Consider the following 14,092-nt stretch of genomic DNA (forward strand, 5'->3'; position numbering starts at 1 on the left):
GGTTCAGTCGGCCTGGATGCCGAGCTCCTTGATGACCTTGCCGAAGCGCGTGTAGTCGGCAGCGTTGGTCTTGCCAAGCACGCCGGCCTCGCCGCCCACGGGCGTGGTGCCGAGCACCGCCATGCGTGCGGCAATGTCGGGCATCCTGAGGATCTCGTTGAAGTGGCTGTTGAGCATCTTCACGATCTCGGGCGGCAGGTTGCGCGGGCCCCACAGGCCGTTCCAGGCCGTGACCTCGACGTCCTTGTAGCCCATCTCCGCCAGCGTCGGCACGTTGGGCGCGAGCGGCGAGCGCTGGGCCGAGGCCACTGCCAGCGGGCGCAGCTTGCCGTTGGGGATGTACGGCGCCACCGGGCCCAGCGTGATGAAGGTGACCGGCACGTGGCCGCCGAGCACATCGTTGATGGCGGGTGCCACGCCCTTGTAGGGCACGTGCGAGAGGCTCGCGCCCGAGGTGCGGGCGAACATCTCGCCGAGGATGTGCATCGGCGAGCCGCTGCCCGGGCTCGCATAGCTCAGCGACTTGCCGTCCTTCGCAGCGGCCACCGCATCCTTCACGCTCGCGAAGCCGCTGCTGCCGGCGGCCACGAGAAACAGCGGCTGGCTGCCCGTCTGCACGATCGGCGTAAAGCCGTTCAGCACGTCGTAGCCCGCGGAGCCGTTTGTCTTCAGCACCAGCTGCGCGATCGAGAAGGTGCTGGGCGCTAGCAGCAGCGTGTACCCGTCGGGCGCGGCCTTGGACACGTAGGCGCTGCCGATGATGCCGCTGGCGCCGGGGCGGTTGTCGACCACCACGGGCTGGCCGACGCGCGTCGACAGCTTTTCGGCGAAAAGCCGCGCCAATGCGTCGGTGTCGCCACCGGCCGGATAGGCAACGACCAGGGTGATCGGCTTGCTCGGGTAGCTTTCTGCCCAGGCGAGTCCGGTGGCGCAAGCGGCCGCCAGGGAAATGGCAGCGGCAAAGGCATGGCGGCGTGTGTGTTTCATCGGGTTCTTTGGATCGCAGTTTTGTTTCACTAAAGAAACAACGATTTATTAATGGAACGCCACGAAGAATACCGAGGAAGACAACTTCATGACTAAGTACAAACCCTGATCTCTGTGACACAACGAAAACAGGGCGGCCTTTGCGGGCCGCCCTGCGGGATTGGAAAGCGCGGTTGCCGCTTCAGCCGCCGTAGCGCGCCACGGTGAGACCTTCCATGTCGATCTCGGGCGCCCGGCCCGCGATCAGCTCGGCCATCACGCGGCCGGTGCCGGCCGCCATGGTCCAGCCAAGGGTGCCGTGGCCGGTGCCCAACATCAGGTTGGGAATGTGGGTGGCGCCGATCACCGGCGTGCCGTCGGGCGTCATGGGGCGCAGGCCGGTCCAGAAGGAGGCGTCGCGCACGTTGCCGCCCCTGGGGAACAGGTCGGTCACGACGTGTTCGAGCGTGTCACGCCGACGCGCGTCCAGGCGCAGGTCGAAGCCCGAGAGCTGCGCGGTGCCGCCCACGCGGATGCGGTTGCCAAGCCGCGTGACGGCCACCTTGAAGGTCTCGTCCATCACCGTCGACTCGGGCGCGCCGCCGGCATCGGAGATGGGCACGGTGATCGAGAAGCCCTTGACCGGATACACCGGCAGGCGAATGCCCAGCGGCCTGACCAGCGCGGGCGAGTAGCTGCCGAGCGCGACCACGTAGCGCTCGGCGGTGAAGCTGCCGGCATCGGTGCGCACAGCCGTCACGCCCTTGACTGCATCGTGCTCGAGGGCCTGGATGTTCACGCCGAACCTGAACTTCACACCCTCGGCTTCCGCCAGCTTGGCGAGTGCCTGCGTGAACTTGAAGCAATCGCCGGTCTCGTCGCCCGGCAGGCGCAGGCCGCCCACGAACTTGTCCTTCACCGATGCAAGCGCGGGCTCGTACTGCACGCAGCCTTCGCGGTCGAGCACCTGGTAGGGCACGCCGGAGGCCTTGAGCACTTCGACGTCTTTCGAGGTGCCGTCGAGTTGGTGCTGCGTGCGGAACAACTGCAGCGTGCCCTGCATGCGCTCGTCGTAGGCGATGCCGGTGTCGGCGCGCAGGGCCTTCAGGCAATCGCGGCTGTACTCGGCGAGCCGCACCATGCGGCCCTTGTTGACCTCGTAGCGCGCCTGCGTGCAGTTGCGCAGCATCGCAAGGCCCCAGCGCCACATGGCCGGATCGAGCATCGGCTTGATGACCAGCGGGCTGTGCTGCATCAGCATCCACTTGATGGCCTTGACCGGCACGCCCGGCCCGGCCCACGGCGCCGAGTAGCCGGGCGAGACTTCGCCCGCGTTGCCGAAGCTGGTTTCGAGCGCGGGCGCCGGCTGGCGCTCCAGCACCGTCACCTCGTGCCCGGCATGCGCCAGGTAGTAAGCCATCGAGGTGCCAATGACACCGCTGCCGAGAATCAGGACCTGCATGAGAACAACCCTTTGAAAGCTGCTGCAACGCAGCCGAGGGTACAGGCTAAGCGCTACAGGCCGAGCGCATCCTGCAATTGCCGTGCCGTCCAGCGCTTGGGGCTCTGCGGCCAGGCCTCGAGCAGCGAGACCATGCGCGCATTGCGCGGCGCGCTCAGGCCGTGCTCCTGCGCGAGGCGCACGACCTCGCCGCTGAGCGAGTCGATCTCGGTGCGGCGGCCCAGCGCCAAGTCGTCGGCCATGCTGGAGCGGGCCTTGGCATCGATGCGCAGCATGCGCGCCGCAACGATGCGAAACAGCCAGTCGGGCAGGCGCAGCAGGTTGATCAGCCGGTGCGCCGGAACGGCAGCGACCTGCGCCGGTGCAATGCCCGCGACCTTGAGGATGTCCAACGCCTCCTCGATCAGCGACGCGAAGCAGCGGCGGTAGCCGCGCAGCATCAGCTCTTCGCGCAGTGGCAGGCCCGAGAGCGCGTTGACCGAATTGTTGAGGTTGAGCATCAGCTTGCCCCACTGCACGGGCAGCAGGTCGGCATGCAGGTCGAGCGGCACGCCGGCGCGCTCGAACACGGGCAGCCAGGGTCGCAGCGCCGCATCGTCTTCCGCGGCCAGCCGGCCAGCGGTGCCGCGATGGAAGGCGCCGGGGCCGATCTCGGCCACGTTATACGGCACCATGCCGGCCCGCACATTCAGCGAGGGGCCGGTCTGCGATGCGGCCGCGGAATTGGAGATGCCGTTCTGCAGCGAGACCACCGTAGTGCCCGCGGGCAATGCAAAAGCCAGCTCGCCGGCCGCCGCGGCAGTGGCGCCGCTCTTCACGCACAGCAGCACCAGCGAAGGCCGCGCACCCACCGGGACCTGGTCGCACAGCCGCAATTTCTCGGCAGGCAGCCTGCGCGTCGCCCCGTCGATGTCGGTGAGCGTCAGGCCATGCGCCGCGAGCTTGTCCAGCATGCGCGGACGTCCGACGAAAGTGACGGGCACGCCGGCCGCTGCAAGGCTGCCGCCGATGAAGCACCCGATGGTGCCCGCCCCCATCACGAGCACTTCACCGGGGATTGCGTCTGGCATGAAGTGCTTGTGCGGGTCGAGACGGGTGGATGGTCAGGCGCGTTCCGCAACCCAGGCCTGCACCGACTGCAGCGCGACCGCAAGGCCCGCCGCGTTGGTGCCGCCGGCCATGGCCATGTCGGCCTTGCCGCCGCCCTTGCCGCCGACCTGCTGGGCCACGAAGTTGACCAGCTCGCCGGCCTTGACCTTGCCCACGCTGTCGGCCGTGACGCCGGCCGCGATCTGCACCTTGTCACCGTCGACGGCGGCCAGCACGATGGCGGCGGTCTTGAGCTTGTCCTTGAGCTTGTCCATGGTGTCGCGCAGCGTCTTGGCGTCGGCGCCGTCGAGCTTGGCCGCGAGCACCTTGATGCCGTTGACGTCCACGGCCTGCGAGACGAGCTCGTCGCCCTTCGACGACGCGAGCTTGCCCTTGAGCGCCCCCACTTCGCGTTCGAGCGCCCTCACCTGCTCCAGCACCTGCGTGAGCCGGCCCTGCAGCTCGGCGGCCGGCGACTTGAGCGTGGCGGCCACGCTGTGCACGGTCGATTCGAGGTCCTGCAGGTAGGTGAGCGCGTTGGCACCCGTAACGGCCTCGATGCGTCGCACGCCGGCGGCCACGCCGCCTTCGCTGACGATCTTGAAGAGGCCGATGTCGCCCGTGCGGCCCACGTGAGTGCCGCCGCAGAGTTCGCGGCTCGTACCGATGTCGAGCACGCGCACGGTCTCGCCGTACTTCTCGCCAAACAGCATCATCGCGCCGGTCTTCTGGGCCGACTCCATGTCCATCACGCGGGCCTGGGTCGGCGCGTTGGCGAGGATCTCGGCGTTGACGCGCTTCTCGATCTCGACGATCTGGTCGTGCGAGACGGGCGCGTTGTGCGCGAAGTCGAAGCGCGTCTTGTCGGCGTCGACCAGCGAGCCCTTTTGCTGCACGTGATCGCCCAGCACTTCGCGCAGGGCCTTGTGCATCAGGTGGGTGACCGAGTGGTTGCGCATGGTGGCGGCGCGGCGGGCGGTGTCGACCGCGGCCTTGACCGTGTCGCCGACCTTGAGCGTGCCCTGGGTCTGCGTGCCGTGGTGGCCGAACACGTCGGCCTTGATCTTCTGCGTGTCTTCGACGCCGAACTGCACGCCTTCGGCAACGAGCACGCCCTGGTCGCCGACCTGGCCGCCGCTCTCGGAATAGAAAGGCGTGGTGTCGAGCACCACGATGCCGGGTTGGCCTTCCTTCAGTTCCTGAACGGCAGCGCCTTCGAAGTACAGCGCCACGACCTTGGCGTTTTCTTCGAGGTGGTCGTAGCCGGTGAAGGTGTTGCCCGCACCGGCGTATTCGACGTTGCGGTCCATCTTGAACTTGCCGGCGGCGCGGCCCGCAGCCTTCTGCTTTTCCATGGCGGCGTTGAAGCCGGCCTCGTCGACGCTCACGCCACGCTCGCGGCACACATCGGCCGACAGGTCGAGCGGGAAGCCATAGGTGTCGTGCAGCTTGAAGGCGACTTCGCCCGGCAGCACCTTGGCACCACCGGCCAGCGCCGCGTCGAGGATTTCCATGCCGTTGGCCAGCGTCTCGAAGAAGCGCTCTTCCTCGGCCTTCAACGTATCGGTGATGCGCTTCTCATCGGCCACCAGCTTGGGGTACGCATCGCCCATGAGCTTCACGAGGTCGGGCACCAGCTTGTGGAAGAAGGGCTTCTTCTGGCCCAGCTTGTAGCCGTGGCGAATGGCACGGCGAATGATGCGGCGCTGCACGTAGCCGCGGCCTTCATTCGACGGGATCACGCCGTCGGCCACCAGGAACGAGGTGGCGCGGATGTGATCGGCAATCACCTTGAGCGAGTTGTTCGCGAGGTCCTGCGTGCCAGTCTCGCGGCCGGCCGCCTTGATGAGCGCGTCGAAGATGTCGATCTCGTAGTTGCTGTGCACGTGCTGCAGGATCGCGGCCAGCCGTTCCAGGCCCATGCCGGTGTCGACGCAGGGTGCGGGCAGTTTCTTGACCGAGCCGTCGGGCTGCATGTCGAACTGCATGAACACGTTGTTCCAGATCTCGATGTAGCGGTCGCCGTCTTCGTCGGGCGAGCCGGGCGGGCCGCCGGGGATCTCGGGGCCGTGGTCGAAGAAGATCTCGGAGCACGGGCCGCACGGACCGGTGTCGGCCATCATCCAGAAGTTGTCGGACATGTAGCGGCCGCCCTTGTTGTCGCCGATGCGCACCACGCGCTCGGGCGGCAGGCCGATTTCCTTGGTCCAGATGTCGTAGGCCTCGTCGTCTTCGATGTAGACGGTGGCCCAGAGCTTCTCGGCCGGCAGCTTGTAGACCTCGGTCAGCAGCTCGAAGGCCCACTTGAGCGATTCGCGCTTGAAGTAGTCGCCGAAGCTCCAGTTGCCCAGCATCTCGAAGAAGGTGTGGTGGCGCGCGGTATAGCCCACGTTCTCGAGGTCGTTGTGCTTGCCGCCGGCGCGCAGGCAGGCCTGGACCGAAGCGGCGCGCACGTAGTTGCGCTTGTCTTCGCCCAGGAACACGTCCTTGAACTGGACCATGCCTGAGTTGGTGAACATGAGGGTCGGGTCGTTGCCCGGCACCAGCGAGCTCGAGGCCACCACCGTATGGCCCTTGGAGGCGAAGAAATCGAGAAAGGTCTTGCGGATGTCCGCGACCGTGAATGTGGGCTGGCTCATCTTTGGATTCGTCTTCTGTCGAGGGCGGCGCGGCGATGGCGACCCTCATGTCGAACCCACTGCGGCGAACCGGCCTAACTGCTTGATTTGCTTGAACAAACGATTATAGGTTTCGCCATGCACCCGCGCCGCCTCGCAAGCTGCACGATCCGGAGGCCACGGCTAATATGTGACTTGGCGCAAAAGAAGAGAACCAAATACGGCCGGCGCCATCCGTACTTGTACGGACACAAGATCAAGGAGCTCGAATGGCAAGCCAAGAGGCGGATCAGCACTGGAAGATCGAAGACCTGGATTTCTCGCGCATCGCGCTCGACAAGGTACGCCCGGACGAAAATCTCTTCTATCTGGTGACCTCCGCCTCCTTCGTCGAGAGCGGCTCGGACCTCTACACACACAACCTGGTCGATTTTTTCCGGGGCGACGACGAGGTCACCGACTGGTTGTCGAACCACTGGGAACTCGAGGAACTGCAGCACGGCAGGGCCCTGCGCGCATATGTCCGCCACGTCTGGCCGGAGTTCGAATGGGATGTCGCCTATCAGGGCTTCCTGGAGGAATACGCGACCTACTGCAAGGTCGAGTTGCTGGCCCCGACCCGCGCCCTCGAAATGACCGCCCGCTGCGTGGTCGAGACCGGCACCGCCACCTACTACCGCGCCATGGCGCGCTGCACCGACGAACCCGTGCTGCGGGACCTGGCGACCCGCATCGCGACCGACGAGGTCAACCACTACAAGCACTTCTACCGCTTCTTCCGCCGCTACCGCGAGCAGGAAAAGCTGGGCCGCCTGCGCGTGATGGGCACCATCGGCCGCCGCACGCTCGAACTCAAGAGCGAAGACGCCGACTGCGCGATCCGCCACGTGGTGAAGACGCGCTCGCCCGGCCGCGCCACCGACACGGCCTACGTGCAGCAACTGAGCGCGGACATGAACAGCACCATCCGCACCAACCTGAGCCCCGGCCACACGCTCAAGATGCTGATGCGGCCGCTGGAACTACCGGCAAAGGTGCAGACGGTCATCCAGTACCCGATCATGCAGTTCATGCGGCACGTGTTCCTGCGCTGATGGCCGGAAAAATATTGCCAAATAGTTCACGTTTTTATGAGTGTCCTACGGCAACTGCCTATTTCCGACTGACACCCGGACCCCAGGGGGGCATCGACGATACCGATGCTGTCACGCAACAGGGCCCATAAAAGAAGAGCTCTCGGTCAGTGCCCAGAGCGCCCCTCCATGGGCTATTCGTACCCGCTTCGGCGGGTATTTTTTTGGACTCGCCCACGCATGGCCCAGAGGCCGCCCCCTGGCTCAGGTCGCCGAGGTCAGCCCGGGTTTGCGGGTTCCGTCCAGCGAATACAACTGCGGCCGCTCGTCGGCGGCGGCACCTTCGGCGGGCATTCCGTGCGCCACATTCTGCGGCTGGCGATAGAGCTCGTTCTCGAGACGCCTGACGCGTTCGGCGTACATCCTGGCGAGGGCGCTGTGATGCTCTGCCGCAGCCTGATGCTCGATGCGCGCCATCTGCGCCTCTTCCAGAAGTGCCGCCGCGCGCCGGAGATACGCGGTGTGAGTCGGGCGAAACAAGAAGTCGAACGTCATTTCACGCTCCTTTCCGCGAGGGTGCGGTGGGAAGCCATGTTCCTCCGCGCCAGCCTTCAAGTCTGTCGGAACACGCCTACCTTCGGGTTACCTGCTTTTGTTGCGGCATTTCCGCCCCTGCTCCATGCCCGTGGCACGTTGTCCGTTCTTTGTTTGATCCGATGGCGACGAAGCTACCCCAAGTCCGACCGCTTGCAATCCAGGACCGTGCTCGTCTCGATCGTTCGCAGTGCCGGCACCTTGCCGACGAACGTCACCCCGGCACGTATCAGGCGCCACTCCCCTGCCTTGAACAGCTTGAAGAGGTGCGTAACTTCGTCACTCGCGGCGGGAATGGCGTTGAACACGTAGACCGGCTCGCCCCCCTGGGTCTCGTCCATGCTCAGCAGCTCGGCCCTCATCTTGCCCATGGTGTCCGCGTCTTTCGTCCTCTGGCGAACGACGTCCATGTTGACGGTGCGAGAGTGCTCGTCGATCGAGATCCTGCGGATCCAGGGAGCCGGCCCTGCGCCGCTCGAAGCAGGCGCGCACACGATCGTTCCAGCGGCGCACGACCCGGCTGCCGCGGCGAGGAGCAGATGGACAGCCAGCCTGGTGGGTTTGAATTTCATGCTCGATATGGTGCCAGCCTCCTCCTTGGTGGGGTGGGCATCGAAGGACATGCCACCACAGTTCGAGCGGGAGGGAGCGGCCCGGCGCAGGCACGTTCTTCAGTAGGAGCCGGGCGGCGGCGTGTGCTTGAAACGTCGCGCCGTCGTCATGCTGATGAGCCGGGCGCGCGCGGCGCCGAGCCTGGCGCGCCCTGCACCGACCATGCCGCCGAGGGCCGATTTGACTGCGTCCGCGGTGGGCGATTCCCTCGGATACGAGGGGGACAGGCCGCACTTGCGCATCAGCCGGTTCACCTGATGGATGCGGGCAACCTCGCGCGTGGCAGCGGTGTAGAAGGTCACCCCGATCGAGATCGACAGGCGATCGCCTGGGCCAGCCCCGTCGACCTTGGACCTCGTCATGTGGGGCGAGGTGCTCGGGAAATAGATGGCATCCCCTGGCTGCGCATTGAACTCCAGCCCGCGCGGCAGGAACGCTTCGTCGAAACGCACTTTCTTGAGCGACTGCGTGACGATGAAGTCCTCCACGGCATCGGCCGGCACGATGGTGCGATCGCGGTGATCCCAGACGTTGAGGGTCTTGTGCCCATGCAACTGCAGCCAGAAGTTGTTCTCTCGGTCGATGTGAAAGGGCGTGACGGACGGCGGCGCAGAGAAGAAGACGAATCCGTTCACCCTGAAGATGTCCGGCTGCTCACGTTCGACGAGAGCGCGCATCGAATTCACCACCGACATCAGCAGGGCCTGATAGCGGGGAATGACTTCGATGTTGTAGAAGGAAACCGACGAACCCGGCTCCTCCATGCGCTGGAAGAATTCCTCGATGCTGCGCCCGTCAGGATGCCGGCTGTCGTGCGCAAGCGTGGACGCGACCGTCCTGTCCGGGTTCATGAACCTGCATTGGTCCAGCTTCGAGAGTTCCATCCCGAGCTTCACGAGTTCGGGCACCTGAAACAGGGGATGCTCGTGAAAGTTGTGGTGCATCGGCGTGATCCTCTGGGTGGAGAAGCCGCCAGGGTCATCCGGCCACACGCGAAACGTCGTTTCCGAAGTCCCGACCCAATTCAAGTTGGTCACGCGCATCGCACCCTCCAGATCGCTTTTGGGCCCCTGCCGCCGAACCGAGGCTCGGGCAAGGCCTGCGAGCGAAAGTAGTACTTTCTGTTTCAATGCTCGATCGAATACCTGACCTCCACCTGACAACGGGAGGCTTGTCGGGAAAGTCCCTATGGCAGCGAGGAGGTTGTCGAGCGGGCGAGCCTTGAGCAGGCTGGGAAATACATACCGCCTGTACCCGGCGAGTAGGTGCGTTCGCTGCGGCGATGACATGGCCTGCGTAGCAGGCATGGAGCGGGTGAAGGGAATCGAACCCTCGTATGAAGCTTGGGAAGCTGCCGTTCTGCCATTGAACTACACCCGCGGCAGGCACGGATTCTACTGGCACTCCTGAGTGCAGCCCGAGGGTGGTTGTCCGCTCCGATCGTCTGGAGCAAATGAGTACGAACGAACACTGCAATCGGCAACTCAGCGGCCCTGCGTCAGTGATTTGGCTATCACCCGTTCCGGCGATGTTTGAGCGCCGACGAAAACAGTACCCTCCCTCCTGCACGTTTAGTTACATTCAGCCTGTTTTGGTTGCATATCCATCGTTAGGAGAGGTTGGGACATGAACACTGTGTACCGCAGCATCTGGAACGCTGCGCTCGGCGCCTGGGTCGCCGTTTCGGAGGTTTCGCATCGGTGCGGGCGGCGCGCTTCTTCGGTCGCTGCCGCCGTGTGCTTGCTGGCCTTGGCTGGCCTGCCGGCAGGCGCCTGGGCGCAGGCCAGCGGCGGTACTGCATTCGTCGCGGGCGGGGGTACTGGCGGCCGGGGCGGTGCTGGAAATGGCAGCGGCGGCGGCGGCGGCAACATCGGCATGTACCCCACCAGCAACGGATCGTCTCCATCGGGAGGCAGTGGCGGAGCCGGCGGTAACGGAGCGGCTGGTGCCGGCGGAGTCGGGGGAGCGGTGGGCGCGACCAGCGTCACGGGCTCCGTCGGCGGATCGTCGGGAAGCACCGGCGTTCCCGATCCCGATCCGATCTATGGGGCGGGCGGCGGCGGCGGTGGTGGTGCCGCCGTGTACACCTCTGGCACCTCCATCACCGTGACGGGCGCCACCACGCTCCTGGGGGGCAGTGGCGGCGATGGTGGCAGCGGGCGACTGGCCGGCGGCGGCGGCGGTGGTGGCGCGGGCCTTCAGGGTGTCGCCGCCAATGCGGTAGTCAGCAATGCGAGCCAGGCCATCGTCGGCGGCAACGGCGGCAACGGCGGTATCGGCCAATGGGCCGGCGGTGGCGGCGGCGGCGGAGACGGCATCGTGCTGCAAGGTGGGGGCGCCACCGTCACCAACACCGGCACGGCCACTGGCGGGAGCGGGGGGAATGGCGGCGTGGCGACCATCGGCGGCATGGTGGGCGGCGGCGGCGAGGGCGGCGCCGGCCTGGCGATGGAGTCCAGCGGCAACTCGGTGCTCAATACCGGGGCACTGGTGGGGGGCGCGGGCGGTGCCGGCGGCAGCAGTGCCGCCAACGGCATCGGAGGCGCAGGCCTGCGCATCCGCGGCAATGCGAACAGCATCGTCAACAGCGGCACCCTGACAGGCGGCATGGGCGGCGACGGCGTCACGCGCGGCGACGCGGTTCGCGTCACCGGCAACGACAACTCGGTCGAGCTGCAGAACGGCTCGGTGATCAATGGGACCCTGTCGGCAATCGGCACCGGGAACGTGCTGCGCCTCTCGGGCGTGGCGACCGACGGCACCACTTCGCTCGGCGCCGCGACCTATCGCGGCTTCGAGCGCTACGAGAAGACAGGCGCCAACACCTGGACGCTGACCGGCACCACCACCGGGCTGACGCCCTGGACGGTGCTCGGAGGCACGCTCGCCATCGCCGACGACGGCGCGCTCGGCGACTCGTCCGGCAGGCTCACGCTCGACGCCGGTACGTTGCGCTCCACCGGCACGACCACCGCCACGCGCAGCATCACCCTCGGAGCGGGCGGTGCGACCTTCGAAGTCGATCTGGTGCGTACGCTGACCCTCAACGGCACGCTCTCCGGTCCGGGCAGCCTGCGCAAGACCGGCGCCGGCACGCTGGTGCTCAGTGCGGCCAACAACTACGTCGGCGGGACGGCCGTGGAGGCGGGCAGCCTCAATGCAGCCGCGACCGGCGCGCTGGGCAGCGGTCCTGTCTCGGTGGCGGCCAATGCCTCGCTGCTCTTCAGCGGCAACGCAGACGCGAGCGGACTGACCATTACCGCCGCCGAGCGCGGCGCCACCGGCAATGCCGGCTTCGTCCGCTTCGGCGGCACCACGTCGGCAGGCAATGCCCGTCTGGTCATGAACAACGGCGCGGCCGCCGAGTTTCGCGACAACGCCACCGCGGGCAACGCCGTCATCGAGAACCACGGTGGGCTGACCAACATCTGGTTCAACGCGACGGCCGGCAACGCGCGCATCACCAACTTCTCGGGCGGCCAGATCAACCTGCTGGACGACGCCAGCGCGGGCCAGGCGACCTTCGTCAACGAAAGCGGCGGGCTGATTGACATCTTCGACCGCGCGAGCGCCGGCCAAGCCACGGTGGTCAACAACGCTGGCGGGCGCCTGCGTATCAGCTCGCTGACCACAGCAGGAATCTCCATCGGCGCGCTGTCGGGCACGGGCGACGTGATTCTCGGCGCCAAGGCACTGACCACGGGCGGGCTGAACGCCAACACCGAAGTCTCGGGCGTGATCTCGGGCACCGGCGGCTCGCTGGTCAAGATCGGCACCGGCACACTGACGCTTTCGGGCACCAATACCTACACGGGCGGCACCGCGCTGCGTCAAGGGCGCCTGAACCTCGGCCACAACCAGGCGCTGGGCACCGGCGCGCTGGCGATGGACGACGACACCACGCTGGGTTTCAGCGCCGATGGGTTGACGATTGCCAACACGATCCAACTGACAGGCAACAACGATCCGGTCATCGACACCGGCAGCTTCAACGAAACGCTGAGCGGCGCGATCAGCGGCGGCGGCTTCATCACGAAGCAAGGCACGGGCACGCTGACGCTCTCAGGCGCCAACACCTATACCGGCGCCACCAATGTGGCGCAGGGCACGCTGAAGGCCGGCGCCGCCAACACCTTCAGTGCAAGCTCCGCGTACAGCGTGGCTTCGGGCGCGACGCTGGATCTTGCAGGCTTCAACCAGACCGTGGCTTCGCTGAGCAACAGCGGCACCGTCTCGCTGGTCGGGGCGGCCGCGGGCACGACGCTGACCCTCAACGGCGCCTACGTCGGCAACAACGGTGTGCTGAGGCTAGGGACGGCTCTCGGCAACTCGGGCTCGTCGGACCGCCTGATCTTCGACGGCGCCGCAGCGGTGGCCAGTGGAAAGACCAGTGTGCAGATCACCAATCTCGGTGGACTGGGCGCACTGACCAGCGGCAATGGCATCGAAGTGATTTCCGCACTGAACGGCGCCACCACGACGGCCCAGACCACCAAGGACGCGTTCTCGCTGGCCGGCGGCCACGTCGATGCAGGTGCGTACGAGTACCGCCTCTACGCAGCCGATGCCAAGGGCGCGGGGGAGAACTGGTTCCTGCGATCAAGCATCAATGCGGTCCCACCGGCGGCGCCCGCTGCGCCGGTGATCACCTACCGATCGGAAGCCTCGCTCTACGCGGCGCTGCCGAGCCAACTGCGCCAGGGCAATCTTGCGATGCTGGGCGACCTACGCAAACGCGTGGGGGACGACGACGTCAAGGGCAGCGCGGCGATGCCGAGCGGCTCGGATCGCCACGCCTGGGCGCGCGTGCTCTCCGCCGACATCGACGTCCAGCAAGGTGGCGCCGTCTCCCCCACCGGCAAGGGCCGGCTCACGGGCTTCCAGGCCGGCACCGACCTGCTGGCCGCGCCGAACTGGCGCGCAGGCATCTACGTCGGCCAACTCGACGGCGACGCCCGCGTGCGGGGCTTCGCCAGCGGTATCCAGAACCTGGCCGTGGGCCGCAACGACCTTCGCAGCCAGTATGTGGGCGTGTACGGCACCTACACCGGTGACAGCGGGTTCTATGCCGATGCGGTGCTGCAGTCGGGCCGCCACCGCTACACGGTCGAGCCGCTGCTGGGCCAGGGCGTCGGCGGCAAGGGCAACAGCCTGCTGGGCTCGATCGAGGTGGGGCAAGCCTTTGCGCTCGGTGGCAGCGGCTGGAGCATCGAGCCCCAGTTGCAGCTGATCCACCAGCACATGGATCTGAACAACTCCGCCATTGTCGGCGCCGTCGTCCAACCGCAGGCCGACAGCGGCTGGATCGCCCGGGCGGGTGTGCGGGTGAAGGGCCAGGTCGACACCGGCATCGGCATGCTGCAGCCGTACGGCCGCTTCAACGTCTACAGGAGCTCCAGCGGCGCGGACATCGCGCGCTTCGTGAACGGAGCAATCACGACTGACATCTCGGTGCCCACCGGCGGCGCGAGTACCGAGCTCGCGGGCGGCTTCACGCTGACCGTGGGCGAGTCGACGAGCCTCTACGGAGAAGTCGGCAAGCTCTGGGCGAGCGGCGGCAACGCCAGGGTCAAGAGCTCGGTCAATGGCTCGGTTGGCGTGCGCGTGAAGTGGTGATGAAGTTGCAGTTGCGGTGACGGTCAAATCCGGAGGCCCTACCCTGCCCGCCCCCGGAGGAC

9 protein-coding genes and 1 tRNA gene are annotated in these 14,092 nt (G+C 66.6%); 2 read left to right on the forward strand and 8 right to left on the reverse strand.

Annotation, left to right across the window (positions count from 1 at the left end; all coding sequences use genetic code 11):
* Nucleotides 1-3: 3 nt before the first annotated feature.
* The 4 genes from ACCD11_RS02025 to alaS all read right to left on the reverse strand — a co-directional run bounded on the left by ACCD11_RS02025 (nt 4) and on the right by alaS (nt 6,156).
* Nucleotides 4-987: a Bug family tripartite tricarboxylate transporter substrate binding protein gene (locus ACCD11_RS02025; protein WP_413312066.1), complete on the reverse strand. Its 984-nt coding sequence runs from the start codon at nt 985-987 to the stop codon at nt 4-6.
* A gap of 181 nt (nt 988-1,168) precedes the next feature.
* Nucleotides 1,169-2,428, reverse strand: coding sequence for a D-amino acid dehydrogenase (locus ACCD11_RS02030; protein WP_413312068.1), 1,260 nt, complete (start codon nt 2,426-2,428; stop codon nt 1,169-1,171).
* 53 nt (nt 2,429-2,481) lie between these two features.
* Nucleotides 2,482-3,498 (reverse strand): 2-dehydropantoate 2-reductase, encoded by a 1,017-nt coding sequence (locus ACCD11_RS02035; protein ID WP_413312069.1) that lies wholly within the window; start codon nt 3,496-3,498, stop codon nt 2,482-2,484.
* Nucleotides 3,499-3,531: 33 nt separating this feature from the next.
* Complete coding sequence (alaS, locus tag ACCD11_RS02040; protein ID WP_413312071.1) at nt 3,532-6,156, reverse strand: alanine--tRNA ligase; 2,625 nt, start codon at nt 6,154-6,156, stop codon at nt 3,532-3,534.
* Nucleotides 6,157-6,404: 248 nt separating this feature from the next.
* Here alaS and ACCD11_RS02045 point away from each other — a divergent pair, with 248 nt between their 5' ends.
* The gene (locus tag ACCD11_RS02045; RefSeq protein WP_413312073.1) at nt 6,405-7,229 is read left to right on the forward strand and encodes a ferritin-like domain-containing protein; all 825 of its coding nucleotides are present in this window, start codon (nt 6,405-6,407) and stop codon (nt 7,227-7,229) included.
* A gap of 243 nt (nt 7,230-7,472) precedes the next feature.
* Here ACCD11_RS02045 and ACCD11_RS02050 read toward each other — a convergent pair whose 3' ends face one another.
* The 4 genes from ACCD11_RS02050 to ACCD11_RS02065 all read right to left on the reverse strand — a co-directional run bounded on the left by ACCD11_RS02050 (nt 7,473) and on the right by ACCD11_RS02065 (nt 9,794).
* Nucleotides 7,473-7,763, reverse strand: a complete 291-nt coding sequence (locus ACCD11_RS02050) for a hypothetical protein (protein ID WP_007834733.1) — start codon at nt 7,761-7,763, stop codon at nt 7,473-7,475.
* A 173-nt stretch (nt 7,764-7,936) separates the two neighbouring features.
* The gene (locus tag ACCD11_RS02055; RefSeq protein ID WP_413312075.1) at nt 7,937-8,425 is read right to left on the reverse strand and encodes a hypothetical protein; all 489 of its coding nucleotides are present in this window, start codon (nt 8,423-8,425) and stop codon (nt 7,937-7,939) included.
* Nucleotides 8,426-8,473: 48 nt separating this feature from the next.
* Nucleotides 8,474-9,457, reverse strand: a complete 984-nt coding sequence (locus tag ACCD11_RS02060) for a JmjC domain-containing protein (RefSeq protein WP_413312077.1) — start codon at nt 9,455-9,457, stop codon at nt 8,474-8,476.
* A 263-nt stretch (nt 9,458-9,720) separates the two neighbouring features.
* A tRNA-Gly gene (locus ACCD11_RS02065) sits at nt 9,721-9,794 on the reverse strand.
* A gap of 246 nt (nt 9,795-10,040) precedes the next feature.
* On the opposite strand from ACCD11_RS02065, the gene ACCD11_RS02070 reads away from it, so the two are divergent.
* Complete coding sequence (locus tag ACCD11_RS02070; protein ID WP_413312078.1) at nt 10,041-14,030, forward strand: autotransporter outer membrane beta-barrel domain-containing protein; 3,990 nt, start codon at nt 10,041-10,043, stop codon at nt 14,028-14,030.
* The last annotated feature ends 62 nt before the right edge of the window (nt 14,031-14,092 follow it).

The sequence above is a fragment of the Variovorax sp. Varisp36 genome (genome assembly GCF_047304235.1).
Taxonomy (GTDB): Bacteria; Pseudomonadota; Gammaproteobacteria; order Burkholderiales; family Burkholderiaceae_C; genus Variovorax.

Coding starts and splice junctions, on each gene's coding strand:
- ACCD11_RS02025 (WP_413312066.1), bottom strand. CDS start 987: ATGAAACACACACGCCGCCATGCCTTTGCCGCTGCCATTTCCCTGGCG.
- ACCD11_RS02030 (WP_413312068.1), bottom strand. CDS start 2,428: ATGCAGGTCCTGATTCTCGGCAGCGGTGTCATTGGCACCTCGATGGCT.
- ACCD11_RS02035 (WP_413312069.1), bottom strand. CDS start 3,498: ATGCCAGACGCAATCCCCGGTGAAGTGCTCGTGATGGGGGCGGGCACC.
- alaS (WP_413312071.1), bottom strand. CDS start 6,156: ATGAGCCAGCCCACATTCACGGTCGCGGACATCCGCAAGACCTTTCTC.
- ACCD11_RS02045 (WP_413312073.1), top strand. CDS start 6,405: ATGGCAAGCCAAGAGGCGGATCAGCACTGGAAGATCGAAGACCTGGAT.
- ACCD11_RS02050 (WP_007834733.1), bottom strand. CDS start 7,763: ATGACGTTCGACTTCTTGTTTCGCCCGACTCACACCGCGTATCTCCGG.
- ACCD11_RS02055 (WP_413312075.1), bottom strand. CDS start 8,425: ATGTCCTTCGATGCCCACCCCACCAAGGAGGAGGCTGGCACCATATCG.
- ACCD11_RS02060 (WP_413312077.1), bottom strand. CDS start 9,457: ATGCGCGTGACCAACTTGAATTGGGTCGGGACTTCGGAAACGACGTTT.
- ACCD11_RS02070 (WP_413312078.1), top strand. CDS start 10,041: ATGAACACTGTGTACCGCAGCATCTGGAACGCTGCGCTCGGCGCCTGG.